At 63.2% G+C, this 25,120-nt stretch carries 23 protein-coding genes; 6 read left to right on the top strand and 17 right to left on the bottom strand.

Annotated features, from left to right (window positions below; all coding sequences use genetic code 11):
• Positions 1 to 118 precede the first annotated feature (118 nt).
• Positions 119 to 1,507: an adenylosuccinate lyase gene (gene purB / locus P3T18_RS27400; protein WP_429303099.1), complete on the top strand. Its 1,389-nt coding sequence runs from the start codon at positions 119 to 121 to the stop codon at positions 1,505 to 1,507.
• 116 nt (positions 1,508 to 1,623) lie between these two features.
• Here the strand turns inward: purB and P3T18_RS27395 are convergent, their stop codons facing one another.
• The 4 genes from P3T18_RS27395 to edd all read right to left on the bottom strand — a co-directional run bounded on the left by P3T18_RS27395 (position 1,624) and on the right by edd (position 6,392).
• Positions 1,624 to 2,121, bottom strand: a complete 498-nt coding sequence (locus tag P3T18_RS27395; RefSeq protein ID WP_429303098.1) for a gluconokinase — start codon at positions 2,119 to 2,121, stop codon at positions 1,624 to 1,626.
• A gap of 10 nt (positions 2,122 to 2,131) precedes the next feature.
• Positions 2,132 to 3,526 carry a GntP family permease gene (locus P3T18_RS27390; RefSeq protein WP_429303097.1) on the bottom strand — a complete coding sequence of 465 codons (1,395 nt, stop codon included), beginning with the start codon at positions 3,524 to 3,526 and terminating at the stop codon, positions 2,132 to 2,134.
• 299 nt (positions 3,527 to 3,825) lie between these two features.
• Positions 3,826 to 4,467: a bifunctional 4-hydroxy-2-oxoglutarate aldolase/2-dehydro-3-deoxy-phosphogluconate aldolase gene (eda, locus tag P3T18_RS27385; protein WP_429303096.1), complete on the bottom strand. Its 642-nt coding sequence runs from the start codon at positions 4,465 to 4,467 to the stop codon at positions 3,826 to 3,828.
• 20 nt (positions 4,468 to 4,487) lie between these two features.
• A complete protein-coding gene (gene edd / locus P3T18_RS27380; protein ID WP_429303095.1) occupies positions 4,488 to 6,392 on the bottom strand; it encodes a phosphogluconate dehydratase in 1,905 nt (634 codons plus the stop codon).
• A gap of 303 nt (positions 6,393 to 6,695) precedes the next feature.
• On the opposite strand from edd, the gene P3T18_RS27375 reads away from it, so the two are divergent.
• Positions 6,696 to 7,541 carry a MurR/RpiR family transcriptional regulator gene (locus tag P3T18_RS27375; RefSeq protein ID WP_429303094.1) on the top strand — a complete coding sequence of 282 codons (846 nt, stop codon included), beginning with the start codon at positions 6,696 to 6,698 and terminating at the stop codon, positions 7,539 to 7,541.
• Between the two features lie 45 nt (positions 7,542 to 7,586).
• Here P3T18_RS27375 and P3T18_RS27370 read toward each other — a convergent pair whose 3' ends face one another.
• From P3T18_RS27370 to bamE, 9 genes are all read right to left on the bottom strand, one after another.
• Positions 7,587 to 8,003, bottom strand: coding sequence for a CopD family protein (locus P3T18_RS27370; protein WP_429303093.1), 417 nt, complete (start codon positions 8,001 to 8,003; stop codon positions 7,587 to 7,589).
• Between the two features lie 126 nt (positions 8,004 to 8,129).
• Complete coding sequence (locus tag P3T18_RS27365) at positions 8,130 to 9,401, bottom strand: glutamate-5-semialdehyde dehydrogenase (protein ID WP_429303092.1); 1,272 nt, start codon at positions 9,399 to 9,401, stop codon at positions 8,130 to 8,132.
• Between the two features lie 145 nt (positions 9,402 to 9,546).
• Complete coding sequence (gene holA / locus P3T18_RS27360) at positions 9,547 to 10,665, bottom strand: DNA polymerase III subunit delta (protein WP_429303091.1); 1,119 nt, start codon at positions 10,663 to 10,665, stop codon at positions 9,547 to 9,549.
• Between the two features lie 43 nt (positions 10,666 to 10,708).
• On the bottom strand, positions 10,709 to 11,260 hold the full coding sequence (gene lptE / locus P3T18_RS27355; RefSeq protein WP_429303090.1) for an LPS assembly lipoprotein LptE: 552 nt from the start codon (positions 11,258 to 11,260) through the stop codon (positions 10,709 to 10,711).
• A gap of 91 nt (positions 11,261 to 11,351) precedes the next feature.
• Positions 11,352 to 13,943, bottom strand: a complete 2,592-nt coding sequence (leuS, locus tag P3T18_RS27350; RefSeq protein WP_429303089.1) for a leucine--tRNA ligase — start codon at positions 13,941 to 13,943, stop codon at positions 11,352 to 11,354.
• A 193-nt stretch (positions 13,944 to 14,136) separates the two neighbouring features.
• The gene (locus P3T18_RS27345) at positions 14,137 to 14,568 is read right to left on the bottom strand and encodes an ExbD/TolR family protein (protein WP_429303088.1); all 432 of its coding nucleotides are present in this window, start codon (positions 14,566 to 14,568) and stop codon (positions 14,137 to 14,139) included.
• Positions 14,569 to 14,595: 27 nt separating this feature from the next.
• Positions 14,596 to 15,306, bottom strand: coding sequence for a MotA/TolQ/ExbB proton channel family protein (locus P3T18_RS27340; protein WP_429303087.1), 711 nt, complete (start codon positions 15,304 to 15,306; stop codon positions 14,596 to 14,598).
• A gap of 70 nt (positions 15,307 to 15,376) precedes the next feature.
• Complete coding sequence (gene dapB / locus P3T18_RS27335; protein ID WP_429303086.1) at positions 15,377 to 16,174, bottom strand: 4-hydroxy-tetrahydrodipicolinate reductase; 798 nt, start codon at positions 16,172 to 16,174, stop codon at positions 15,377 to 15,379.
• Positions 16,175 to 16,343: 169 nt separating this feature from the next.
• Positions 16,344 to 17,171 (bottom strand): outer membrane protein assembly factor BamE domain-containing protein, encoded by an 828-nt coding sequence (gene bamE, locus P3T18_RS27330; RefSeq protein WP_429303085.1) that lies wholly within the window; start codon positions 17,169 to 17,171, stop codon positions 16,344 to 16,346.
• Positions 17,172 to 17,328: 157 nt separating this feature from the next.
• Here bamE and fur point away from each other — a divergent pair, with 157 nt between their 5' ends.
• Positions 17,329 to 17,757: a ferric iron uptake transcriptional regulator gene (gene fur / locus P3T18_RS27325; RefSeq protein ID WP_012434340.1), complete on the top strand. Its 429-nt coding sequence runs from the start codon at positions 17,329 to 17,331 to the stop codon at positions 17,755 to 17,757.
• 348 nt (positions 17,758 to 18,105) lie between these two features.
• On the opposite strand, the gene gap is transcribed toward fur, so the two are convergent.
• Positions 18,106 to 19,116 (bottom strand): type I glyceraldehyde-3-phosphate dehydrogenase, encoded by a 1,011-nt coding sequence (gene gap / locus P3T18_RS27320; RefSeq protein WP_408182856.1) that lies wholly within the window; start codon positions 19,114 to 19,116, stop codon positions 18,106 to 18,108.
• A 96-nt stretch (positions 19,117 to 19,212) separates the two neighbouring features.
• Positions 19,213 to 21,234, bottom strand: a complete 2,022-nt coding sequence (gene tkt / locus P3T18_RS27315) for a transketolase (RefSeq protein WP_429303084.1) — start codon at positions 21,232 to 21,234, stop codon at positions 19,213 to 19,215.
• Positions 21,235 to 21,532: 298 nt separating this feature from the next.
• On the opposite strand from tkt, the gene speE reads away from it, so the two are divergent.
• The 3 genes from speE (at position 21,533) to P3T18_RS27300 (ending at position 23,709) form a co-directional block, all read left to right on the top strand.
• Positions 21,533 to 22,426, top strand: a complete 894-nt coding sequence (gene speE / locus P3T18_RS27310; protein WP_429303083.1) for a polyamine aminopropyltransferase — start codon at positions 21,533 to 21,535, stop codon at positions 22,424 to 22,426.
• A gap of 109 nt (positions 22,427 to 22,535) precedes the next feature.
• The gene (locus tag P3T18_RS27305) at positions 22,536 to 22,949 is read left to right on the top strand and encodes a VOC family protein (RefSeq protein ID WP_429303082.1); all 414 of its coding nucleotides are present in this window, start codon (positions 22,536 to 22,538) and stop codon (positions 22,947 to 22,949) included.
• Between the two features lie 19 nt (positions 22,950 to 22,968).
• Positions 22,969 to 23,709 (top strand): 16S rRNA (uracil(1498)-N(3))-methyltransferase, encoded by a 741-nt coding sequence (locus P3T18_RS27300; protein ID WP_429303081.1) that lies wholly within the window; start codon positions 22,969 to 22,971, stop codon positions 23,707 to 23,709.
• Between the two features lie 119 nt (positions 23,710 to 23,828).
• Here the strand turns inward: P3T18_RS27300 and P3T18_RS27295 are convergent, their stop codons facing one another.
• Together P3T18_RS27295 and P3T18_RS27290 are read right to left on the bottom strand one after the other, a co-directional pair.
• Positions 23,829 to 24,389, bottom strand: coding sequence for a barstar family protein (locus P3T18_RS27295; protein WP_429303412.1), 561 nt, complete (start codon positions 24,387 to 24,389; stop codon positions 23,829 to 23,831).
• A gap of 16 nt (positions 24,390 to 24,405) precedes the next feature.
• Complete coding sequence (locus tag P3T18_RS27290; RefSeq protein ID WP_429303080.1) at positions 24,406 to 24,822, bottom strand: ribonuclease; 417 nt, start codon at positions 24,820 to 24,822, stop codon at positions 24,406 to 24,408.
• Between the last annotated feature and the right edge of the window lie 298 nt (positions 24,823 to 25,120).

Below are 25,120 nucleotides of genomic sequence, written 5' to 3'. Positions count from 1 at the left end.
CGTCTCGAAGCCCGAGCGCAGGCTATCTGTCGCACAGTGGTAAAATTCGCGGTTCCCTCCGTTCCCGAACCGGTCACTGCGCGCTCCCGAGCGTTCATCGGCCCAATCCGCCTCCATCATGTCCGACACCCGCCCCGACACCCTGTTCGCGCTGAACGCGCTCTCCCCGCTCGACGGCCGCTACGCGTCGAAAACCGAAGCCCTGCGCGACTGGCTCTCGGAATCCGCCTTCATGCGCAATCGCGTGACCGTCGAAATCCATTGGCTGATCGCGCTCTCGCGCGCCGGTTTCGCCGAAGTGCCGCGTTTTTCCGACGCGTCCGAGCAATTCCTGCTGCAACTGGCCGAGCGCTTCACCGCGCACGACGCCGCCCGCATCAAGGAAATCGAACGTGTGACGAATCACGACGTGAAAGCGGTCGAGTACTGGCTGAAGGAATCGGTCAAGGGTCAGGAAGAACTGGAACGCGCGAGCGAGTTCATCCATTTCGCCTGCACGTCGGAAGACATCAACAACACCTCGCACGGCCTGATGCTCGCGGGCGCACGTGAACACGTGATCCTGCCGGCGCTGCGTTCGGTGCATCAGCGCCTCGTCGCGCTGGCGCATGCGCAGGCCGAACAGCCGATGCTGTCGCGCACGCACGGCCAGCCGGCCAGCCCGACCACGCTCGGCAAGGAAATCGCCAACGTCGCGGCACGCCTGGAACGCGCCATCGACCGCGTTGCGAAGGTCGAACTGCTCGGCAAGATGAACGGCGCGGTGGGCAACTTCAACGCGCATCTGTCGGCGTATCCGGACTTCGACTGGGAAGCGTTCTCGCGTGAAGTGGTCGAGCAGCGTCTCAAGCTCACGTTCAATCCGTACACGATCCAGATCGAGCCGCACGACTACATGGCCGAACTGTTCGACGCGGTGTCGCGCGCGAACACGATCCTGCTGGACCTCGACCGCGACGTGTGGGGCTACATCTCGCTCGGTTACTTCAAGCAGCGCCTGAAGGCCGGCGAAATCGGTTCGTCGACCATGCCGCACAAGGTCAACCCGATCGACTTCGAAAACTCGGAAGGCAATCTGGGCCTGGCCAACGCCACGCTGCGCCATCTCGCCGACAAGCTGCCGGTCTCGCGCTGGCAGCGCGACCTGACCGACTCGACCGTGCTGCGCAACATGGGCGTCGCGTTCGGTTACTCGCTGCTCGCGTACGACTCGCTGATCCGCGGTCTCGACAAACTCGAAGTGAACGCAGCCCGTCTGAACGAAGACCTCGACAACTGCTGGGAAGTGCTGGCGGAGCCGGTGCAAACGGTCATGCGCCGCTACGGCATCGAGAACCCGTACGAACAATTGAAAGAACTGACGCGCGGCAAGGGCATCACGCGTGAAGCGCTGCAAACGTTCGTCAGCGGTCTCGCGATTCCGCAAGACGCCAAAGACCGTCTGCTGGCCATGACGCCGGCTTCGTATATCGGCAAGGCCGTGGAACTGGCCAAGCGTATCGCTTAAGGCGACGCTCGGTGCTGCATCGCCTCGCGACCGGCAGATTCGCGAGGCACAAAAAAACCGCTCCGAGGAGCGGTTTTTTTTCATCTACCGCAACGAAGCGGTGAATCGCGGCGAGCTTATTTACGCGCTTCGACTTGCACCAGCACGCTGTCGACGATCTCTTCCGGCGACAACTCGATGCTCACGGTAATCGCTTCGTCCGCGCCAGGCTCTTCGAGCGTATCGAGCTGGCTCTGCAACAGCGACGGATCGAAGAAGTGTCCGGTGCGCGTGGTCAGACGCTCTTCCAGCACTTCGCGCGAGCCCTTCAGGTAGACGAACACCACGTCGCTGTCACCGGCGCGCAGAACGTCGCGATACGAGCGCTTGAGCGACGAGCACGTGAAGACCGCTTCTTCGCCCGCCTTCTGCTTTTCCTCGATCGCCGCACGGATCGTTTTCAGCCACGGCCAACGGTCTTCGTCGGTGAGCGGAATGCCGTGGTGCATCTTCTCCTTGTTCGCGGCGCTGTGAAACGCGTCGCCGTCGGTGAAGGCGCAGTGCAGGCGCTCAGCCAGCATTTCGCCAATCCTCGTTTTGCCGGCGCCGGACACGCCCATTGCGATCAAAATCATCAAAAACTCCTTACACGACCGCCGCTAGCGCGAAGGTCAAACCCAAACCCATCAGCGAAATGATGGTTTCGAGGAGCGACCATGTCTTGAAGGTCTGCCCCACCGTCATACCGAAGTATTCCTTGATCAGCCAGAAACCGCCGTCGTTCACGTGCGAGAAGATCAGCGAGCCCGAGCCGGTGGCGAGCACCAGCAATTCCGGCGACACCTGCACGCCGCTCGCGGCCGCGATCGGCGCGACGATGCCGCAAGCCGTGGTCATGGCGACCGTGGCCGAACCCGTCGCGAGACGGATCAGCGCGGCGACCAGCCAGCCGAACAGCAGCGGCGACAGATGCGCCGAGGTGGCCGCATTGACGATTTCCTTGGAGATGCCGCTGTCCATCAGCACGCGACCGAAGCCGCCGCCCGCGCCCACGATCAGCGTGATGCCGGCGATCGGCGCCAGACATTCGCCGCAGAACTTCTGGATCTGCTCGCGGTTGAAGCCACGGCTCGCACCGAACGTCCAGAAGCTGACGAGCACGGCGATGAGCAACGCGACGTCGGAGTTGCCGACGAAATGCAGCAGGTCGTTCGCGAGCGTCTTCGGTGCGAACACGAGATCGGCCCAGCTGCCGACCAGCATCAGAATCACCGGCAGCAGAATCGTGAACAACGTGATGCCGAAGCTCGGCAGTTCGCGCTTCGGCGCAGCGCTCCTGCCGTCCTGCGCGCCGTCTTTTGCGTTATCGCCCGAGCCGAGAAATTGCGAAGCGAGCGCGTTGTCTTTCGGCAGTTTGATGTAGCGGCTGATCAGCAGCGCGAACAGCGGACCGGCGACGATCGCGGTCGGCACACCCACGATCAGACCGTACGCAATCGTCTTGCCGATATCGGCGTGATACGCCTGCACGGCGAGCATCGCAGCCGGATGCGGCGGAATCAGGCCGTGCACGACGGACAGGCCCGCGACCATCGGCAAGCCGATCAGCAGCAGCGATTTGCCCGTGCGTTTCGCGACGTTGAACGCGATCGGAATCAGCAGCACGAAGCCGACTTCGAAGAACACCGGCAAGCCGACGATGATCGCGACGACCATCATCGCCCAGTGAATGTTCTTCTCGCCGAACTTGTCGATGAGCGTGGTGGCGATGCGCTCGGCGCCGCCCGATTCGGCCATCATCTTGCCGAGCATGGTGCCGAGACCGACCACGATCGCGATGTGTCCCAGCGTATTGCCGTTGCCCGTTTCGAACGATTTGACGATCGTGCCGATCGGCATGCCGGAGACGAGCCCGAGCAGCAGCGACACGATGATGAGAACGAGAAACGGATAAACCTTGTAACGGGTGATCAGCAGAATCAGCAGTGCGATGGCGATCACCGCGTAGACCAGCAGCATGCTGCCGTGGACAGCTTCCATGAAGCTCCTCCTTTGCGTTATTGATTGTGGGTGCCCCCAACCTGGCGCTTCGCGCCGGCCTCTTCAACGAGGTTGCGTGCAGAGCACGTCTGGCATCTGTCTCACGGCGACCTTGAGCGGTGCCTGAAAAGCCGGCGAGCCGCGCGGACGCTGAATTTTACTGTTTGTCGCTTCAAAACGCCCGCGGAGTGCGCGACGGCGCGAATAAAAAAGCCTCGTCGCGACAACCCGACCGGCTGCTACGACGAGGCTCCTGAAGATGAAATGCTGCTAGCGGACCAGCGTCGGCCCGCTTCGACTCAATGGGCGGGTGCGGCCAACTGGCTGGCTGCACGCGCGAGACGCGTGACTTCGTCCCAGTTCTGCGCGGCCAGCGCGGCTTTCGGCGTGAGCCACGAACCGCCCACGCACACCACGTTCGGCAGCGACAGGAAGTGCGTCGCGGTTTCCGCGGTGATGCCGCCCGTCGGACAGAATTTCAGCGTCGGGAACGGCCCGTGGAACGCTTGCAGCATCGGCACGCCGCCGGCTTGCTGTGCCGGGAAAAACTTGACGATTTCGTAGCCGAGTTCGAGCGCCGTGATGATGTCGGACGGCGTCATGACGCCCGGCAACAGCGGCAGACCGGCATCCTGTGCGGCCTTGTGCATATCTTTGGTCAGGCCCGGCGAGACGCCGAACTGCGCGCCCGCTTTTTTCGCCTGCGCGCAGTGCTCGGGCTTCGTGATGGTGCCGACGCCCACCACGATGTCATCGGCGAGATGGCTGGCGCGTTCGATCGCTTCCAGGCCCGCCGCCGTGCGCAGCGTGATTTCCAGCACTTTCACGCCACCCGCGTGCAGTGCGCGCGACACGTGTTCGCCTTGCTCGGCCGAGTCGAATGCGAGCACCGGAATCACCGGGCCGAGGCGCACGATATCGCTTACTGTTTTCGACGTCATAGTCAGACTCCTTGTTGCGTTTAGCTGGCTTGAGTGGTGCTTGTGTGTTCTTCGACGCGTGCTCTTGCCGGTTCGGCATGGGTCGCCGCGCGTTCGCCCACCATCGGGCCGAATACCGACGCGCCCTGCTCCGCCGGCGCCGCTGCCGCGCGAAATACGCCGAACAGTTCGCGGCCGAAACCGACTTCGTTTTCCGCCTGATGCAGCGGCGTCGCACCTGCGCGCGCGGCCCACTCGGCCGCGTCGATTTCGATGTCGAGCACGCCGGCATCTGCGTCGATCACCAGCATGTCGCCCGTGCGAACCTTGCCGATCGGGCCTTGCAGCAGCGCTTCCGGCGACAGATGGATCACCGCCGGCACCTTGCCCGACGCGCCCGACATGCGGCCGTCCGTGACGAGCGCGACATGGAAACCCTGATCCTGCAGCACACCGAGCAGCGGCGTCAAACGGTGCAGTTCGGGCATGCCGTTTGCGCGGGCGCCCTGGAAGCGCACCACGGCGATGAAGTCGCGCTTCAGTTCGCCGTTGTCGAAAGCGGCCTGCACCGCTTCCTGCGAATCGAACACGATAGCCGGCGCCTTCACCTTGCGATGCTGCGCCGCCACCGCTGAAATCTTGATCACGCCACGGCCGAGCTTGCCTTGCATCAGACGCAAACCGCCGTCGGGCTGGAACGGCTCCTTGATGCCGCGCAGCACAGTCGTGTCTTCGCTTTGAGCCGTGCCCGGCACCCATTCCAGCTTGCCGTCCAGCAGCTTCGGTTCCTGCGTGTAGTGATGCAGACCGCGACCCGCCACCGTATTGACGTCTTCATGCAGCAAGCCGCCTTCCAGCAGATTGCGTACGAGGAAGGCCACGCCGCCCGCAGCGTGGAAGTGGTTCACGTCGGCCTTGCCGTTCGGATAGATTTTCGCGAGCAGCGGCACGGCTTGCGACAGCGTGTCGAAGTCGTCCCAGTCGATCACGATGCCCGCCGCGCGCGCAATCGCCACGAGGTGCAACGTGTGATTGGTCGAGCCGCCCGTTGCCAGCAACGCGACGATCCCGTTGACGATCGCCTTTTCGTCGACCACGTGCCCGATCGGCATGTAATTGCCGCGCTCCACCGTCAGATCGAGCACGCGGCGCGCGGCCTGCGCGGTCAGCGCGTCACGCAGCGGCGTATGCGGGTGCACGAAGGCCGAACTCGGCAGATGCAGGCCCATCACTTCCATCAGCATCTGGTTGCTGTTGGCGGTGCCGTAGAAGGTGCAGGTGCCGTGGCTGTGATACGCGGCGGCCTCGGCTTCGAGCAGCGCGTCGCGGCCGCACTGGCCGGTGGCGAACAGTTGGCGCGTCTTGGCTTTGTCGTCGTTCGAGAGGCCGCTGCCCATCGGACCGGCCGGCACGAAGATGGTCGGCAGATGGCCGAACTGCAGCGCGCCGATCAGCAGGCCCGGCACGATCTTGTCGCAGATGCCGAGGCACAAGGCCGCGTCGAACATGTTGTGGGTGAGCGCGACCGCCGTGCTCATCGCAATCACTTCGCGCGAAAACAGCGACAGCTCCATGCCCGCATTGCCTTGCGTGACGCCGTCGCACATGGCCGGCACGCCGCCTGCGAATTGCGCCACGCCGCCGTTTTCACGCGCGGCTTCCTTGATGATGTCCGGGTAGTTTTTGTACGGCGCGTGCGCCGACAGCATTTCGTTATACGACGAGACGATGCCGATGTTCGGTTCGCGGATCGCCTTGATGGCGAGCTTGTCGCGCCCTTCGAGACCGGCAAAGCCGTGGGCCAGATTGGCGCACGAGAGCGCGCCGCGCGCCGGAAATTTGCCCTGCGCCTGGTCGATGCGGGCCAGGTAGGCCTCGCGCGTGGGCTTGCTGCGCTCGATCACGCGTTGCGTGACTTTCAACAATTGCGAATGCGGGGAAACCATCGGAGCTCCTTCGTCGCTGGCGACGCGCGCTCGATTCAGGCGTGCGCTTTATGCCAGGTAGGTATCGCGGGGGATGTCGGATCAGTCGACGTCGCAATATTAGTAGAAAAACTACATGATCGCAACGACGAATCCTGCTGCACCGCCGCATCGTCGGGCTACGCTCTACGCCTTACTGAGAGCGCTTCTACGTGATTCACAGCAAACCTAGGGATAACACCTAGATCGCTTTTTGTAGTTTTTGTACCTTCTTCAGCAATCAGATATAGTCCACGCATTCTTCAGCATAGTGCGAGTTTTCCGATGATGCTGTCCCAAGTGGAAGAGATGCGCGATCAGTTGCGGCCGTCCGAGCGCAAACTGGCCGATTACGTGATCGAAGCGCCGCGCGAGGTGTTGGACCTCTCGATGACGGAAGTCGCGGCTCGCGCGGGTGTCAGCCAGCCGACCATCGCGCGCTTCTGTCACGCGCTCGGTTTTTCGGGGTTTCGCGAGTTCAAGATCCGGCTTGCGCAGGGAATCGCGGCGGAAGTGCCCGCCGTCTATCGCGACGTGCGGCCGGATGAACCGACGCCGGGCGTCGCGGCGAAAGTACTGGATCGCACCATCGGCGCGCTGATTCAGGTGCGTAACAACCTGTCGTCGGATAGCGTGGCGGCGGCCATCGACCTGCTGGCGAGGGCGCGCCGTATCGAGTTCTACGGCGCGGGCGGTTCGGGTATCGCGGCACTCGACGTGCAGCACAAGTTTTTCCGGCTCGGCATGCCGAGCGTCGCTTATTCGGACCCGCACACGTTTTTGATGTCGGCGGCATTGCTCGGCGAGGGCGATGTCATGGTGGCCATTTCGAACACGGGCCGCACGCGCGACATCGTCGACGCCGCGAAATCCGCGCTGGCCGCGGGCGCCAAAGTGATTGCGATCACGCACGGCAATTCGCCGCTGGCGCGGCTCGCTACCGTCGGGCTTTTTGCGAACGTCGACGAAGACACGGACATTTTTTCGCCGATGACCTCGCGCGTATCGCATCTGGCGATCGGCGATATTCTGGCGGTAGGCGTTGCGTTGAGCCGGGGACCCGAACTGGTCGAAAAGCTCGCGCAGGTGAAAGAGGTGATCAACCGGCGGCGGATCGAGCCGGGTGCATGAAGTGGCGCGGCGCGTCAGCGCCACGTCGACTGGATACTCACTGTCTCAAAACGGCTTGATGACCACCAGTGCCACCGCGGCCAGCATGCCCAGCACCGGCAGTTCGTTGAACATCCGATACCACTTGTCCGATCGCCGGTTTTCCCCACGCTCGAACGTGCGCAGCAGCACGCCGCAATACGCGTGATAGATCAGCAGCAACACCACCACGCCGACCTTCGCGTGAATCCAGCCCTGCCCGCTGCCGATTCCGATCACGAGCCACAGCCATAGGCCGCACGCGAGCGCCGGCACGGTGATGAACGTCATGAAGCGAAACAGCTTGCGCGCCATGATCAACAGCCGCGCGACTGCCGCGGGTTCCGTTTCCATCGCCAGATTGACGAAGATGCGCGGCAGATAGAACAAGCCAGCAAACCAGGACGCAACCAGAACGATGTGAAACGTTTTGACCCAAAGCATCGACGGTACCTGTTTGTGGGAAATTGATAACGATACGGCCCGCTCACCAAGCGAAAGCGGCTGCATGACGCAGCCGCCTTTCCAGCGCTTGCCGACTCCTGCTAGCGCTGCCTGCTTCGCGAAGCCTTATTGACGGCCTTCGCCATGACCCAGCACGACATACTTGAGCGAGGTCAGGCCATCGAGTCCGACCGGTCCGCGCGCATGAAGTTTGTCGTTGGAGATACCGATTTCGGCACCCAGGCCGAACTCGAAGCCGTCGGCGAAACGCGTCGATGCGTTGACCATCACGCTCGCCGAATCGACTTCGCGCAGGAAGCGCATGGCACGGTCGTGGTCTTCGGTGACGATCGCGTCGGTGTGATGCGAACTGTATTCGTTGATGTGCTCGATCGCCGCGTCGAGGTTCTCGACCACCTTGATCGCCAGCACCGGCGCGAGATACTCGGTGCGCCAGTCTTCTTCGGTTGCGTCGACGAGCGGGCTCACCCCGGCGTCCGCGAGCACCGCGCGTGCGGCGGCGTCCACGCGCAACTCCACGTCTTTGTTGCGATACAGCTTGCCCAGCGGCGGCAGCACTTCGGCAGCGATGCCGCGCGCCACCAACAAGGTTTCCATCGTGTTACACGTGCCGTAGCGATGCGTCTTCGCGTTGTCGCAGACGGTCAGCGCTTTGGCCAGATCGGCGCGGTCGTCCACGTACACATGGCAGATGCCGTCGAGGTGCTTGATCATCGGCACGCGCGCTTCGTTCATGAGGCGCTCGATCAGGCTCTTGCCGCCGCGCGGCACGATTACGTCGACGTACTCCGTCATGGTGATGAGCTTGCCGACCGCGGCGCGGTCCGACGTGGCCACCACTTGCACCGCGTCCTGCGGCAGGCCCGCGGCTTCCAGACCTTCGCCGATCAGCTTCGCCAGCGCCGTGTTGCACTCGAGCGCTTCGGAGCCGCCGCGCAGAATCGTGGCGTTGCCGGACTTCAGGCACAGCGCCGCCGCGTCGATGGTCACGTTCGGGCGCGATTCATAGATGATGCCGATGACGCCCAGGGGAACGCGCATCTGCCCCACCTGGATGCCGCTCGGACGAAACTTCAGGTTGCTGATCTCGCCGATCGGATCGGCCAGCGCAGCGACTTGCCGCAAGCCTTCGACCATGGTCCGGAGCGCCTTGTCGGACAGCGTCAGCCGGTCGATGAATGCCGCGTCGTGACCTTTGTCGCGTGCGCGCGCCACGTCGCGCAAATTGGCTTCTTTCAGCGACGCCGCGTCGCGTTCGATCGCTTCGGCCACGGCCGCGAGCGCCGCATTCTTCGCCGCCGTCGAGGCACGCGCCATCGCACGCGAAGCGTGGCGGGCGCGGCGGCCGAGGTCGGTCATGTACTGGTCGATATCCATGGTGATTCTCGTGGTGCCGCGCACTTCAAGTGCGGCGGACGGACAGAATGAGCGGAAGATAAAACGATTGTAAGTCGGGTGCAGGTGCTTTGCTTGCCGCACCGCCGGCATGACACGACGGGCAAAACGCGTCGGACATGCCCGTTCAGGCTGGGCGTCGTGCCGACGTTGCAGGCGCGATACGAGGTCGCGCCGGCGGCACGGGCGCCGTTTTCGGCGCTGCCACGGTCATGGCCAGTTCGAACAGGCCGTCCCACGGATCGGGCGGCGGGTCGTTGAGATGATTGCCGGGCGTGCCACCGGACAAGCCCTTCACCTGGCGGTCCAAGCGCGCCGCCAACGCCAGCGCTTTCTCGAGCGCAGTTTCTGTTACGCGCGACAACGCAGGCCCGATCAGACGTTCACGCGGACCCCAGACACGGTTCTCGCGCACCAGCATCGCAAGCGGTTTGCCGGCCGATACGCCACGCTTGATTCGCAACAGCGTGCGCAATTCCTCGACGACGGCCCACAGCACCAGCACCGCCGCCTCGCCCTCGCCGCGCAAGCCGTCGAGCATGCGCGACAGACGGCCGACGTCGCCGGCCAGCATGGCTTCGTTCAGCTTGAACACGTCGTAGCGCGCGACATTGAGCACGGCATCGTGCACCTGCTCGAAGCTCAGCGTTCCGGCGGGATACAGCAGCCCGAGCTTCTGGATTTCCTGATGCGCGGCCAGCAGGTTGCCCTCGACGCGCTCGGCGATGAACGCCAACGCGCGCCGCCCTTCTTCACCCGCTGCCACGCGCTGATTCTGAGCCGCGAGCCGCTGACCCACCCAGTTCGGCAATTGCGCGCGTTCCACCGGGTCGATCTTCAGCGCGACACCCGCATCGGACAACGCGCTGAACCACGCCGACTTCTGCGTGGCCGCGTCAAGCCGCGGCAGGGTGATCATGGTGAGCACGTCGTCGTTGACGGACGCCGCGAGCGCCTTGAGCGCGTCCGCGCCTTCCTTGCCGGGTTTGCCGGACGGAATGCGCAACTCGACCAGTTGACGGTCGCCGAACAGCGACATCGACTGGCTCGCGCCCAGCAGCGAACTCCAGTCGAAGCCTCGCTCGACGGTGAACACCGAACGGTCGGTGAAACCGGCGCCACGCGCGCTGGCACGGATGCGGTCGCACGCTTCCTGAGCGAGCAGGTGCTCGTCGCCGTACACGACGTACAGTCCGGCGAGTCCCTTGGCGAGATGCGCTTCGAGCGCGTCAAGTCGCAGTTGCATGGCTACCGGTCGGCGAGGTTGGACGAAGACAAAATCGGCGTGCTCACAGCGGCGGCGGCGGCAAAGGCGCGCGCGGCGCAACACCAGGCACTTCCTGCCCGCGCGCCGGATGCATCGACTTCACCAGCGCGAGCCGGCGGCTCAGCTGATCGACGGCGTCGTTTTCCATGTCCGCAAACAGGATATCGGACTCCGCCGCCTTCGCTTGCGAGTACTGATCGCTGTACGTCATGGCGCGATTCAGCGCGATGATGCTCGGAGGAATCAGCACGGTGCCGTCCTTGCCGGTGAGCGAGTACGTCATGTACAGATTCAACGCGTACTCTTCGACGACACCCAGCGAATTCAGCGTCAGTGTGCTCTGGTCGCGGCCGATGCTGATCTGCAAGGTGGCATCGGCGTTGGCAGGCGACGTCACCACGACGGTGTCGCTGCCGCCCTGCACCATGCGGGTCAAACGTGCCGCGCCGGCAGGTGTGCCGCCGGAAATGTAGAGACGTTTAAACGCGTAATCCTGCTGGCCGCGCAGCTGGAAGCCGCACGCGGACAACATCAACACGCTGCATGCCGCCGTCAAAAACAATCTGCGAGTCACATTGGCTCCTGGGTTCGCAGTAGATTGCGCAGCGCCGGCAGCGCGGCCGCATGAAGCGGCGCCCTGCCTGCTGCCATGTTTGCGTACGCCGTCAGACGACCACGTTCACGAGTCGGCCCGGCACCACGATGATCTTTTTCGGGGCCTTGCCTTCGCTGAACTTCGCCACCATTTCGTGTGCCGCCGCCAGCTGTTCGATGGCTTCGCGCGAAGCATCTTTTGCCACGGTGATCGCGCCGCGAACCTTGCCGTTGACCTGCAGCACGAGTTCGATTTCAGCCTGTTCCAGCGCCTTTTCGTCGACCTTCGGCCATGCCGCGTCCAGCAGCGAACCGAATTCGTCGGCGTAACCGAGTTCCTGCCAGATCTGGAAGGTGAGGTGCGGCACGACCGGATACAGCACGCGCAGCATGACGCTATACGTTTCGCGCAGCACGGCCGCTTGCGCGCCCTTCGCGCTGTCGAGCGCGTTGAGCATTTTCATGGCCGCCGACACCACCGTGTTGTACTGCAAACGCTGATAGTCGAAGTCGGCCTGCTTGAGCACGCTGTAGATTTCGCGGCGCAGCGCCTTGTCGGCGTCGTTCTGGTTTGCGGCGTCGAACGCGCCGCCGGAACGCAGCGCAGCTTCGTTCGACTGCGCGAAATTCCACACGCGACGCAGGAAGCGGCTCGCGCCTTCCACACCCGAACCGGACCACTCGAGCTGCTGCTCGGGCGGTGCGGCGAACATCACGAACAGACGCGCGGTGTCGGCACCGTGCTGATCGATCAGCAACTGCGGGTCGACGCCATTGTTCTTCGACTTCGACATCTTCTCGACGCCGCCCAGCACCACGGCTTCACCGTCCGAGTTCAGCACAGCGCCGACCGGGCGGCCCTTGTCGTCGAACGAGACCGTGACGTCGGCCGGGTTGTACCAGGTCTTCTTGCCCGCTTCGTTTTCGCGGTAATAGGTTTCGTTGAGCACCATGCCCTGCGTGAGCAGGTTTTTGGCCGGCTCGCCGAACTTGACCAGACCGAGGTCGCGCATGACCTTGGCCCAGAAGCGCGAGTACAACAGGTGAAGAATCGCGTGTTCGATGCCGCCGATGTACTGGTCCATCGGCGCCCAGTAATCGGTGCGCTCGTCGACCATGGTCTTCGCGTCCGGCGACGCGTAGCGGTAAAAATACCAGGACGAGTCGACGAAGGTGTCCATCGTGTCGGTTTCGCGCTTCGCCGCGCCGCCGCACGTCGGGCAGGTGCAGTTCACGAACGCTTCGGACTTGGCGAGCGGATTGCCCGTGCCGTCCGGCACGAGGTCTTCCGGCAGCACGACCGGCAGATCCTTTTCCGGCACCGGCACGTCGCCGCACGTCGGGCAGTGGATGATCGGAATCGGCGTGCCCCAGTAACGCTGACGCGACACGCCCCAGTCACGCAGACGCCACGTGATCTGTTTGTCGCCGAGGCCGAGCTCCTTGAGATCGGCGGCGATCTGGTCGACGGCCTTTTCGTACGTGAGACCGTCGTACTTGCCGCTATTGATCAGCGTGCCGGTCTTCTCGCCGTACCATTCCTGCCAGGCTTCGGTCGAGAACTCCTTGCCTTCGACCGCCACGACCTGCTTGATCGGCAGGTTGTATTTCTTCACGAACGCGAAGTCGCGCTCGTCGTGTGCGGGCACGCCCATCACCGCGCCTTCGCCGTAGCTCATCAGCACGTAGTTGCCGATCCACACTTCGACCTGTTCCTGCGTCAGCGGATGCGTGACGTAGAAACCCGTGCCCATGCCCTTCTTTTCCATGGTTGCGACGTCGGCTTCGGCCACGCCGCCGCGTTTGCATTCTTCGATGAAAGCCTGCAGTTCCGGCTTGTCCTGCGCGAGACGCGTGGCGAGCGGATGCTCCGCGGCGATGGCGCAGAACGTCACGCCCATGACCGTGTCGGCACGCGTGGTGAACACGCGCAGCAGTTTCTGTTCGCCGTCGATTTCATACGGGAAACCGAAGTTCACGCCGAAGCTCTTGCCGATCCAGTTCTGCTGCATGATCTTGACGCGCTCGGGCCAGCCGAGACCTTCGAGATCGTTCAGCAGTTCGTCCGCGTACTGCGTGATGCGCATGTAGTACATCGGGATTTCGCGCTTTTCGACCAGCGCGCCCGAACGCCAGCCGCGTCCGTCGATCACCTGCTCGTTGGCGAGCACGGTTTGATCGACCGGGTCCCAGTTGACGGTGCCGGTTTTCTTGTACGCGATGCCCTTTTCGAGCATCTTCAGGAACAGCCACTGGTTCCACTTGTAGTAATCCGGGCTGCAGGTGGCGATTTCGCGCGACCAGTCGATCGCGAGGCCCATCGACTGCATCTGCTTCTTCATGTAAGCGATGTTGTCGTAGGTCCACTTCGCGGGCGGCACGTTGTTGGCCATCGCGGCGTTTTCCGCCGGCATACCGAACGCGTCCCAGCCCATCGGCATCAGCACGTTGTAACCGTTCATCCGCAGATAGCGGTACATCACGTCGTTGATCGTGTAGTTGCGGACGTGACCCATGTGCAGCTTGCCCGACGGGTACGGCAGCATCGAGACGCAATAGTACTTGGGCTTGTCGGTGGTTTCCGTCGACTTGTACGCGTCATGGGCGCGCCATTGCCCTTGCGCGGCGGATTCGACGTCGGAGGGAACGTATTTTTCGTGCATGGTGTGATGGGATCGCTGGGTTCGGTGCTTTCGCACCGACCGCCTGGTGCTCTGCTGGATGAAATTGCGTCGTTGCCCCGCTGTGCGGGGGAAAGGGCTGATTATACCGTTCGCGGACGGGTGCGCCGCGCGCCAGGATGTGGCGGCAAGACGCGTGATGCCACGGCGTTTCGCGCTACCGACGCCGTATGCGCTATTGCCCGCTACCCGGTGGCGGAGGATCGGTCACGAAGCCGATGCGTTCGAGACCCGCCTGCTGCGCCGCGCCCATGACCTGCGCGATCACTTCGTAACGCGTGGAGCGCTCGGCGCGCAACTGGATTTCGGGCTGATCGCCCTGTTTGCCGGCTTGCGCGAACTGCGTGCGCATCTGCTGGAGCGTGATGGCCGTGCCGTTCCAGTAGAGCTTGCCGGCGGCGTCGATGGAAAGGGAAATGGTTTGCGGCGTCTGGCGGGCCGGCGCGGCCGCAACCTTGGGCAAATCGAGCCGGATCGCGTGCGTGAACAAAGGCGCGGTAATGATAAAAATGACCAGCAGCACCAGCATCACGTCGATCAACGGCGTCATGTTGATCTCCGCCATGGGCGCGGCCGTCTGCTTTTTCTCGAGTCCGCCGAATGCCATGTCGCCTCCTTTGCCTGACCGCGAGACTCAGCGCGCCTGCGCCGCGACCGCGTGTTCCGTGCTGCGCGGCGCGCCTTCGACCGGCGCGCACACGTAGGCGTGCAGGTCGTGCGCGAAGCCGTCGAGTTCTTCCGACAATTGCCGCACGAGCCGTCCGAGGACGTTATAGGCGAGCACCGCAGGAATGGCCACGACCAGACCGAAGGCCGTCATGATGAGCGCTTCGCCCACCGGTCCGGCGACGTTTTCGATCTGCGCCTGCCCGCTCGCCGCGATGCTGCCGAGCGCGTGATAAATGCCCCAGACCGTGCCGAGCAGCCCGACGAACGGCGCCGTACTGCCCACGGAAGCCAGCAGCACTTGCCCGAACTCGAGCCGCCGCTGCGACGCGTTGAGCGCCTGCCGCAACGCGCGCAATACGCGTTCGCTGCGTTCGACGCGCGCCAGCAGCGCCCCTGGAATATCGACTTCGGCGGCATGCAGCGCGGCTTCGGCGAGCGGCGAAAACACCCGCTCGCGGTCTACGCGCCTCAGCACGGATACGCCTTCGGACAAGGTCGGCGCCTGCCAGAACTGCGCGATCGCTCGCGGCGCCTGGCGTTTGGCGCGCGTCAGCATCCAGCTTTTGACGATCAGAAAACACCAGCTCGCAATCGACATAGCCAGCAGCACGTACGCGACGCCGTGCGTGATGGCGTCGCTCGTTTGCAGGTAATGGGTGATGCCGCTGCCTGCCATCTGACCTCGCTATCGGAAAGTGATTTCAGGGACGCAGCCGGGCCGGAATAAGCCCGGCCCGATGACACGCTCAGCGCAGGCCGAGCACGTCCTGCATATCGAAGAAGCCGTTCTGATGGCTTTCGAGGAAACGCACCGCGCGCAGCGCGCCTTGTGCATAAGACAGACGGCTTGCCGATTTGTGCGTGATTTCGATGCGCTCGCCGATGCCCGCGAACAGCACCGTGTGGTCACCGACGATATCGCCGCCGCGAATTGCCGAAAAGCCGATCGTGGACGGATCGCGTTCGCCGGTCACACCTTCGCGGCTATAGACCGCGCAGTCGTCGAGATTGCGGCCCAGCGCGCTGGCGATCACCTCGCCCATCGTGAGCGCGGTGCCCGACGGCGCGTCGACCTTGTGACGGTGATGCGCTTCGATGATTTCGATGTCGTAGCCGGTGGCGAAGTGCTTTGCCGCGTATTCCAGCAGCTTCAGCGTGACGTTGACGCCCACGCTCATATTCGACGAGAACATGATCGCGATGTTCGCCGCGGCCGCGCGCAGTTGCTCTTTCTGCTCGTTGTCGAAACCGGTCGTGCCGATCACCATTTTCACGCCGTGACGCTGCGCGGCTTCCAGATGAACCAGCGTGCCTTCCGGACGCGTGAAGTCGATCAGGTAATCGGATTCGGCGAAAACGCGTTCGATGTCGTCGGTCAGCAGCACGCCTGTCTGCTTGCCGAGAAACGCGCCGGCATCCTGACCGAGTTGCGGGGCGCCGACACGGTCGAGTGCGCCGGTGAGCGTGGCTTCCGGATCGTTAAGAACGGTTTCGATGAGCATGCGGCCCATACGGCCCGATGCGCCAGCAATGGCAATTTTCATGGCTACGAGGGTTCGAAGAGTCAAAACCCGGCAAATGCGGGCAAAAGCGACGGCGCCGGGCATGACGCCCAGACACGCCGTCCAGATTGGTACGGCACAAAGCAGGACGGGCGCTGCACACGGCGCGTTGCCCGCATGCAGCGCCCGTCTTAAGACAGGGACAGCGCGATTAGCCGCCTGTTCCCGAAGCGGGAGCCGGCGCCGTGAGCGGCGCGTTGAGCGTCGGACCGCCGTTGCTGTTCTGCGAGCCCGTCGGACCCACCGGGTTGTCCTGGCTGCCCGGCACTTGCGGCGGCGGCGGACGATGGAACTGGAACTGCGGCTGACCGGCGGCCGTGGGACCTTGCGGCGGAACACCGCCGCCATTTGCCGTGGGCACCGAGGCCCGTGCCGACGACTGCGTCTTGCCCGTGGGCGCTTGCACGGCATTGGTCGCACGATTGGCGGCCTGCGCGGCTTCGGCGTTTGCGTCCGTTGACGGCACGGCGGCCGCTGCGGCGCCATCGACCGACGGCGAGCGCGTGGTATCCACCGTGACCGGCGCCGAGGCGGCAGCCGGCGCACTGGCAGCCGCGCTTGCGCTCGGTGCCGCAGCTTTCTTGCCGCGACGATCACCGTCGATTTCGGCCAGCAATTCGAGGTTGGACGGCAAATCTTCACCACCCGACCAGCTCGCGAGACGATCACCCGCGAAGTTCAGGACCAGATCGCGCTCCTGCACGACGTTCGTCGAACCGCGCTTGAAATAAAACACGTAGTCCCAGCGGTCGGCGTGGAACATGTCTGTCAACAACGGCGTGCCGAGCAGTTGGCGCACCTGTGCTCGCGACTGGCCAACCTGAAGTTGCGCAGCCGCTTCTTTCGACACGAAATTACCCTGCACCACCGTAATCCGGTACGGCGTAATGCTTTGGGCAACACGCTGCGTCAGGCTGTCGTAAGTGGAACATCCGGCAAGAACCGCGACAGTCGCAACAGCGATCAAGGTACCCCGCATGCGGCTCCCCCGGTAGATCAATTGAGATTTTGAAATCATTTCACTCACCGTGCGGGCCCGCTGACGAGCCGCGCGAGTTTCATTCCATCGAAGATGACCAGAACGGCTAAACACATTACTATGAGAGCCCAGCATTGTACTCTAGGGATCCCTTGTCATGACCAATCCAACCGATCTCAAGAATATCGGGCTCAAGGCGACCCTTCCGCGCCTCAAAATCCTTGAGATTTTTCAGCACAGCCCGGTGCGCCACCTGACCGCGGAAGACGTCTACCGCAATCTGCTGCATGAGGAACTCGATATCGGCCTCGCAACCGTGTATCGCGTACTCACGCAGTTCGAACAGGCCGGCTTGCTTTCGCGCAGCAATTTCGAGTCCGGCAAGGCCGTGTTCGAGCTGAACGAAGGGTCGCACCACGACCACCTGGTGTGCCTCGATTGCGGCCTCGTCGAAGAATTTTTCGACTCCGAAATCGAAAGCCGTCAGCAGTCCATCGCGAAGGAACGCGGCTTCAAGCTGCAGGAGCACGCGCTGGCGCTTTACGGTGCGTGCACCAAGGAAAACTGCCCGCATCGCAAGCACTGACGCCAGACAGACAGGCCGCCGGATGCGTCGGGGTGCGCGGTCCGGCCGGCAGAAAAAACCCGGCCGATGCCAATCGGGCCGGGTTTTTTTGCGCCCTTTCACGCCCTTTTTTGCGCCCTTTTCCGCCTTTCCGCAGATTTATTACGGGCGCACGCCGTTGCCTTACCGTAAGTCTTTTTGCGGCTTTTTCACGTCAGGGAAGCGCTTTTCGAACACTACATGATCCGACGGTCGACCTGACTTTGCCGAGGCCGTCGTCGCGGACATAAAAAAACCGCTCCGAAGAGCGGTTTTTTTTCGGTTGCCCTGACGACCTGGGCGGGCCGCGGGGAACACGAAGCGTCGTGCTTACTTGGCGTTGGCCAGTGCCACGGCCGTGTCCAGCATGCGGTTCGAGAAGCCCCATTCGTTGTCGTACCAGCTCGACACCTTCACCAGACGGCCCGACACCTTGGTCAGCGTTGCGTCGAACGTCGACGAAGCCGGGTTGTGGTTGAAGTCGATCGACACGAGCGGTGCATCGTTGTAACCGAGGATGCCCTTCAACGAGCCTTCCGACGCTTCCTTCATGATCGCGTTGACTTCTTCGACCGTCGTGTCGCGCGCGGCGATGAACGACAGATCGACGACCGACACGTTGATCGTCGGGACGCGAATCGCGTAGCCGTCGAGCTTGCCGTTCAGTTCCGGCAGCACCAGGCCGACTGCCGACGCAGCGCCGGTCTTGGTCGGGATCTGGCTATGCGTGGCCGAACGCGCACGGCGCAGGTCTTCGTGGTACACGTCCGTCAGAACCTGGTCGTTCGTGTAGGCGTGGATCGTGGTCATCAGACCGTTCACCAGACCGATCTTGTCATTCAGCGGCTTGACCAGCGGTGCCAGGCAGTTGGTCGTGCACGATGCGTTCGAGATCACCGTGTCCGATGCCTTCAGCACATTGTGGTTGACGCCGTAGACGATCGTTGCGTCGACGTCTTTACCGCCCGGCGCCGAGATGATCACCTTCTTTGCGCCGCCCTTGATGTGCGCGCTCGCCTTTTCCTTGGTCGTGAAAAAGCCCGTGCATTCCAGCACGACGTCGACGTTCAACTCGCCCCACGGCAGTTCGGCCGGATTGCGATTGGCCAGCACGCGGATCTTGTCGCCGTTCACGACCAGGTAGTCGCCGTCGACCGACACTTCGCCCGGGAATTTGCCGTGCGCGGTGTCGTATTGCGTCAGGTGAGCGTTGGTCTTGGCATCGCCCAGATCGTTGATGGCGACGATTTCGATATCGTGCTTCTTGCCGTTTTCATAGAAGGCGCGCAGCGTGTTGCGGCCGATCCGGCCGTAGCCGTTGATTGCGACGCGAATCGTCATGGTCTATCTCCTGATGGCTAAAAAAATACGTTTCTAATCGTCTGACTGGCTGCGTTGCCGCGCGTTCGCACGCGAACGGCAACGCGTGTTCGCCGATCAGCCGAGTGCGGCTTTGGCCGTCTCTACCACGTTCTCGACGGTGAAGCCGAAATGCTTGAACAGCACGCCAGCCGGGGCCGATTCGCCGAACGTGTCGATACCGACCACGCCGCCTTCCAGACCCACGTACTTGCGCCAGAAATCCGTTACGCCCGCTTCGATCGCGACGCGGCGCACGCCGTGCGGCAGCACGCGCTCACGGTACTCGGCGTCCTGCATGTCGAACACGGTGGTGGACGGCATGGACACGACACGTGCCGCAATGCCTTCGCGCGCCAGCGGCTCGATCGCGTTCAGCGCCAGTTCCACTTCCGAACCCGTCGCGATCAGGATGATCTTGCGCGCGACGATTTCGTCGTTCCAGTCGCGCAACACGTAACCGCCCTTCTCGATGTTGGCGATCTGCGCGTCCGTGCGCTCCGAGAACGGCAGGTTCTGACGGCTGAAAATCAGGCACGACGGGCCATGATGTTCGACGGCGTGCGTCCAGGCCACGGCGGTTTCAACCGTATCGGCCGGGCGCCACACTTGCAGATGCGGAATCAGACGCAGGCTTGCGACGTGTTCGATCGACTGGTGAGTCGGACCGTCTTCGCCGAGGCCGATCGAGTCGTGCGTGAACACGAAGATCGACGGCGCTTTCATCAGCGCGGCCACGCGCAATGCGTTGCGGCTGTAGTCCGAGAACGTCAGGAACGTGCCGCCGAACGCCTTGAAGCCGCCGTGCAGCGCGATACCGTTGATCGCGGCGCTCATGCCGAATTCACGCACGCCGTAGTTGACGTAGTTGCCCGCAGCCTTGCCTTCCGCGTTGACGCGCACCGGCTTGGCGGCCTTCCAGTTGGTCAGGTTCGAACCGGTCAGGTCGGCCGAGCCGCCGAGCAGTTCCGGCAGAACTGCCGACAGACCTTCGATGGCCTGCTGCGACGCCTTGCGCGTAGCGACCGTTTCCGCGCGCTCGTTTGCGCCGGCGATGATGGCCTTGGCCTTTTCTTTCCAGTCGGCGGGCAGTTGCTTCGCGTCGCGGCGCTTGAATTCAGCCGCTTCCTGCGGGTACTTCGCCGCGTAGGCTGCGAAGGCTTTGTCCCACTCGGATTCGATGCGCGCGCCGGCTTCCTTGGCGTCCCACGCTGCGTAGACTTCAGCCGGAATCACGAACGGTTCCCACTTCCAGCCGATCTTTTCGCGCGTGGCCGCGATTTCCTTGTCGCCCAGCGGCGAGCCGTGCGAATCGTGGCTGCCGGCCTTGGTCGGCGCGCCTTCGCCGATCACGGTCTTGCAGCAGATCAGCGTCGGCTTGTCCGACAGCTTGGCCTGCTTGATCGCCGCGTCCACGGCTTCGACGTCGTGACCGATCACGTTCGGGATGACGTTCCAGCCGTATGCTTCGAAGCGCTTCGGCGTGTCGTCGTGGAACCAGTGCACCACTTCGCCGTCGATCGAGATGCCGTTGTCGTCGTAGAACGCGATCAGCTTGTTCAGCTTCAACACGCCGGCCAGCGAACAGGCTTCGTGCGAGATGCCTTCCATCAGGCAGCCGTCGCCGACGAACACGTAGGTGTGGTGGTCGACGATGCTTGCGTCGGGCTTGTTGAACTCAGTGGCGAGCAGCGACTCGGCGAGCGCCATGCCGACCGCATTCGCCAGACCCTGGCCGAGCGGGCCGGTGGTCGTTTCGACGCCCGGCGTGATGCCGTATTCCGGGTGACCCGGCGTCTTGGAATGCATCTGGCGGAAGTTCTTCAACTCTTCGATCGGCAAATCGTAGCCGGTCAGATGCAGCAGCGAGTACAGCAGCATCGAGCCGTGACCGTTCGACAGCACGAAGCGGTCGCGATCGGCCCATTGCGGGTTCTTCGGGTTGTGGCGCAGATGACGCGACCACAGGGCCACGCCGATTTCGGCCATGCCCATCGGCATGCCGGGGTGGCCGGAGTTCGCTTTTTGAACGGCATCCATGGACAACGCGCGGATTGCGTTGGCCATCAGGGAGGTGGGTGCAGGAGACGGGGTCGTCATGTCGAGTCCGGAGACAGAGTCAGAAAGCGGTGCGCGCTCGAAGACCGGATGCTCGAATGCCGGTTCGCTTCGGCGCACGGTGCGGCGCCAGGAGACGCGAAACGGGCAGAGCAAACGGACAAGGCTGAAAGCGTGACATTCTAACAGAACGTTGCCCCCGTCCTGCTCGGAAAGCCCCCTCGTATTGCTGTCGGCAATGGCCGTCCGGACGCCCGCCGGGGCACGCCGCGCGTGGCCCGATACAATCAGGCAACCTCGATCCACTGTGCCGCCGCGCGCCGCACGGAGCCTGCCCGCCATGAGCGCGACCCTGCTGTTCCACCCGAATCGCGACGCCGTCTACGGCTTCGAGCATGCGCGCCGGCTCGCCAGCGTGCGCTCGGCCTATCAGCACATCGAGGTGTGGGATACGCCGCAGCTCGGCCGCCTGTTCACGCTCGACGGCCGGCCGATGACCTCGACGGGTGACGAGTTCATCTATCACGAATGCATGGTGCATCCGACCGCGCTGGCCCATCCCGCGCCTCGCACAGCGCTGGTGCTGGGCGGCGGCGATGGCGGCGCCGCGCGGCAACTGTTGCGGCATGCGTGCATCGAGCGGATCGTGGTGGCCGAACTCGACGCGGACGTGGTGCGTCTGACGCGCGAGCATCTGCCGGAAGTTCACGGCGGCGCATTCGACGATCCACGGGTCGAGCTGGTCATCGGCGACGCCGCCGACTATGTGGCCGCCGCCTCCGGACCGGCCGGCGCTCTAGGCAACATGGGCTTCGATCTGATCGTTTTCGACCTGACGCCGCCCGACTCGCCGGCGGCCGGCCTTTACACGCCGGGTTTCTACGCGCAACTGAAACGGGTGATGAACCCCGGCGCGGCCCTGTCGATGCACCTTGGTTCGCCGTACTTTCATCCGGAGCGCATCGGCCAGTTGCTCGACGACCTGCGCGAAACGTTCGCCGTCGTGCGTACGATGACGGCCTTCGTGCCGCTTTACGGCTCGCTATGGATGATGGCGACCGCCAGCGACACGCTCGATCCCGCGGCGCTCGCCACCGAAGCGCTCACTTCAAGATTGGCCGCACGCGGACTCGGCTCGCTGCAGCACTACGATCCGCACATGCATCCCGCACTCTTCTCCGCATTCCGCTCAGTGCGCGATAAACTAAGTCAATTCTTAAAGCCAGCAAGCTAAGGCGTGGGCAAAATGCACGGTCCAATCGGCCGGTAGTGTGAATCGATACCTGTCCGACCGACTGGCTTCATGGCACACGCCCCGCAACCCCCTCGATCCGGAGAACTCCATGACCGCCTCCCGCCCAGCCGGTGTGCCCTGGTTGACCCCCTATCTGACGGTGCGCGACGCCCGGGCCGCCACGGCGTTCTTCCAGGCCGCTTTCGGCTTCGAACTGCGTGACAGCGTCCAGGACGACGGCGTCGTCATGCACGTCGAGATGACTTATCAAGGTCAGTTGATAGTGATGTTCGCACCGGAAGGCGCGTTCGGCTCGGCGGCGAAAACCCCCAAAAGCGCGGGCGCAATTGCCCCGCAATCGTTCTATGTCTATGTCGACGATGTCGACGCGGTTTATGCGCGGGCACTGACCGCCGGCGCTAAATCGCTGAGCGAGCCACAGGATCAGTTCTGGGGCGACCGGTTCGCCCAGGTCGAAGACCTCGACGGCTATCGCTGGGCGCTCGCTCGCCACCTTTCGTGAACCAATGAGTATTTCTCTGATGCCTCGCTTCTTCGTCGGTACCCCTCTCAAGCCCGACGACATCATGCAGTTGCCAGATGACGTCACGCGCCACATCCTCGTGCTGCGCCTGCAACCCGGCGATTCGGTCGTGCTGTTCAATGGCGAGGGCGGCGAACACAGCGCCGAGCTCGTCGAAGTCGAGCGCCGCTCGGTCAAGGTGAGAATTCACGAATTCCGTCGTGTCGAAGTGGAAGCGCCGTATCACCTCACACTCGCTCAAGGCATCGCCGGCGGCGACAAAATGGATTGGCTGATCGAGAAGGCGGTCGAACTGGGTGCATCGTGTTTCGTCCCGTTGACCACCACACGAAGCGTCGTACGACTCTCCGGCGAGCGCGCCCAGCGGCGTCACGTGCATTGGCAGGGCATCGTGCGCGCCTCGTGCGAACAGTGCGGCCGTAACCGTTTGCCGGAAGTCATGCCCGTGCGCGAAATCGCCACGTGGCTGGGGGCGCTGCCCCGCGTCGCCGAGGAAGGCGAATTACGCATTCTGCTGTCGCCGCGCGCCACCATCAGCTTTTCCGCGCTGCCCACCGACGCGCCGTTCGGTCGCGTGACGGTGCTGGTCGGTCCGGAAGGCGGCTTTTCGGCGGCCGAAGAGGCGGCCGCGACGGAGCACGGCTTCACGGCTGTTGGCCTTGGACCACGCGTGCTTCGCACCGAGACCGCGGGCATCGCGGTGTTGTCGGCGCTCGCTGCGCGCTGGGGCGGCTGGTAAAGAACGCGTCCGCGAAGAATCCTTGCGGAAGGTTTCGCCGAAAGGTTTACTCCAAACAAAAGGCCCGCCAATTGGCGGGCCTTTTGCATGATCGGGCAGCGTGTTGCCGATTGCGTGGGTTACGCGAACGAATAGAAGACGCGGAACGCAACCTTGCGCTCGGCCCAGAACTCGGCGGCCTCGCGGAAAACGTCGAGCAAAGTCTCGCGGCCTTCCTTGTCGAACTTCTGCGCAACCGGCAGTTGATCGAGCACGATGACAAAACCAGGCTGCGTGCCCGCTTTCTGGACGAGGTCGGTCAGGCAATCATAGAGCGCGTCGTAGTTTTTCCCGAAGTGCTTAGGAAACAGGAACGATGTCGCGATGGTCTCGAGAACTTCCTGCTTGCTTTGCGCGTTCGCCGTGTACGCGTAAAGGAAATGCTGCCCCAGTTGATTGGCTTCGTCAGCGAGATCCTGCACGCGGAAGGCGCGGATCGACTGTACGATGTTCGGTCGTACGGTCTTGAAAAGACTCATGGGCTCCTCATTCGATGAAAGCTCAGTGCTGGCTTCGCTCTGGTTATCATGGCCCTGACCGCCGGCGCGCAATCGCATCACGCGCTGGAACAAATTGCCGTCGCCGGCCGCGAAAAGATCCGTCGCGACTCCGGTGTCGTGCGCGTAGACGTTGTCGCTCATGCCGTTCATCCCGATGTCATTCAACAATACGATTAAAACTGGTGTAGTGGTCGTCCGAGTAGAAGCAGTTGTCGGTTCGCTCGAGCGGACCTCCACAGACGATGCGGCGCGCCCCGCGATTACGTGAGCGAGGCGTAGGGACGGTGTATTCGTGGTAATAGCCGCGCCTATGCGGCGGCAGCAATCGTTCGCGGTTGCCGAATACGATGCCGTCCTTCTCATACGGGTAAGGCCCGCCAGCGGCAATCAAGTTCAATGTATTGACTGCTTCGCGCGGCAACTGCGCCAGCGCGACGGTGCCCTGCACCTGCGCGTCTGTACTGGAGGGCGCCGTGGAGTCGCGCGCAAACGCGCCAGGCACGGGGCCAGATAGAGCACAGAGCGTCAAAGCACCGATCAGCACGCCTTTGATGCGTTGCCACTTGCGTGCCATGAATCAAGGTTCCCCGCTGTTAGATCACGAGTTTGACGACCATGAAAGTCGTAAGGGTATCGCTAAAGCACCGCAGAATCAACGATCCCCAGGCAAGCGTACGCCCCCAAACTCGCCCGAAACGATACCTGGACAGGCTTTGACGACTTTTGACAGAATAATTAGCTTACACAAGCTAAGATTAGCCTTTCAGCGCGAAAGCAGGATTTTTTGCAGGCGGTTAGTGCGTCACGCCGGGGATTCGCGCCAGATTCCGAGGAGCCTCGGCGGCGGAGATATCTCAGTAGCCTTTTTTGGG

Origin of the sequence: Paraburkholderia sp. GAS199 (genome assembly GCF_050436585.1) — a bacterium.
GTDB lineage: Bacteria > Pseudomonadota > Gammaproteobacteria > Burkholderiales > Burkholderiaceae > Paraburkholderia.
This window is presented reverse-complemented; position numbering and strand designations above follow the sequence as displayed.

Bases quoted from the DNA above. Each gene is read 5' to 3' on its own strand.
- purB (WP_429303099.1), top strand. From the start codon at position 119: ATGTCCGACACCCGCCCCGACACCCTGTTCGCGCTGAACGCGCTCTCC.
- P3T18_RS27395 (WP_429303098.1), bottom strand. From the start codon at position 2,121: ATGATTTTGATCGCAATGGGCGTGTCCGGCGCCGGCAAAACGAGGATT.
- P3T18_RS27390 (WP_429303097.1), bottom strand. From the start codon at position 3,526: ATGGAAGCTGTCCACGGCAGCATGCTGCTGGTCTACGCGGTGATCGCC.
- eda (WP_429303096.1), bottom strand. From the start codon at position 4,467: ATGACGTCGAAAACAGTAAGCGATATCGTGCGCCTCGGCCCGGTGATT.
- edd (WP_429303095.1), bottom strand. From the start codon at position 6,392: ATGGTTTCCCCGCATTCGCAATTGTTGAAAGTCACGCAACGCGTGATC.
- P3T18_RS27375 (WP_429303094.1), top strand. From the start codon at position 6,696: ATGATGCTGTCCCAAGTGGAAGAGATGCGCGATCAGTTGCGGCCGTCC.
- P3T18_RS27370 (WP_429303093.1), bottom strand. From the start codon at position 8,003: ATGCTTTGGGTCAAAACGTTTCACATCGTTCTGGTTGCGTCCTGGTTT.
- P3T18_RS27365 (WP_429303092.1), bottom strand. From the start codon at position 9,401: ATGGATATCGACCAGTACATGACCGACCTCGGCCGCCGCGCCCGCCAC.
- holA (WP_429303091.1), bottom strand. From the start codon at position 10,665: ATGCAACTGCGACTTGACGCGCTCGAAGCGCATCTCGCCAAGGGACTC.
- leuS (WP_429303089.1), bottom strand. From the start codon at position 13,943: ATGCACGAAAAATACGTTCCCTCCGACGTCGAATCCGCCGCGCAAGGG.
- P3T18_RS27345 (WP_429303088.1), bottom strand. From the start codon at position 14,568: ATGGCATTCGGCGGACTCGAGAAAAAGCAGACGGCCGCGCCCATGGCG.
- P3T18_RS27340 (WP_429303087.1), bottom strand. From the start codon at position 15,306: ATGGCAGGCAGCGGCATCACCCATTACCTGCAAACGAGCGACGCCATC.
- dapB (WP_429303086.1), bottom strand. From the start codon at position 16,174: ATGAAAATTGCCATTGCTGGCGCATCGGGCCGTATGGGCCGCATGCTC.
- bamE (WP_429303085.1), bottom strand. From the start codon at position 17,171: ATGCGGGGTACCTTGATCGCTGTTGCGACTGTCGCGGTTCTTGCCGGA.
- fur (WP_012434340.1), top strand. From the start codon at position 17,329: ATGACCAATCCAACCGATCTCAAGAATATCGGGCTCAAGGCGACCCTT.
- gap (WP_408182856.1), bottom strand. From the start codon at position 19,116: ATGACGATTCGCGTCGCAATCAACGGCTACGGCCGGATCGGCCGCAAC.
- tkt (WP_429303084.1), bottom strand. From the start codon at position 21,234: ATGACGACCCCGTCTCCTGCACCCACCTCCCTGATGGCCAACGCAATC.
- speE (WP_429303083.1), top strand. From the start codon at position 21,533: ATGAGCGCGACCCTGCTGTTCCACCCGAATCGCGACGCCGTCTACGGC.
- P3T18_RS27305 (WP_429303082.1), top strand. From the start codon at position 22,536: ATGACCGCCTCCCGCCCAGCCGGTGTGCCCTGGTTGACCCCCTATCTG.
- P3T18_RS27300 (WP_429303081.1), top strand. From the start codon at position 22,969: ATGCCTCGCTTCTTCGTCGGTACCCCTCTCAAGCCCGACGACATCATG.
- P3T18_RS27295 (WP_429303412.1), bottom strand. From the start codon at position 24,389: ATGAGCGACAACGTCTACGCGCACGACACCGGAGTCGCGACGGATCTT.
- P3T18_RS27290 (WP_429303080.1), bottom strand. From the start codon at position 24,822: ATGGCACGCAAGTGGCAACGCATCAAAGGCGTGCTGATCGGTGCTTTG.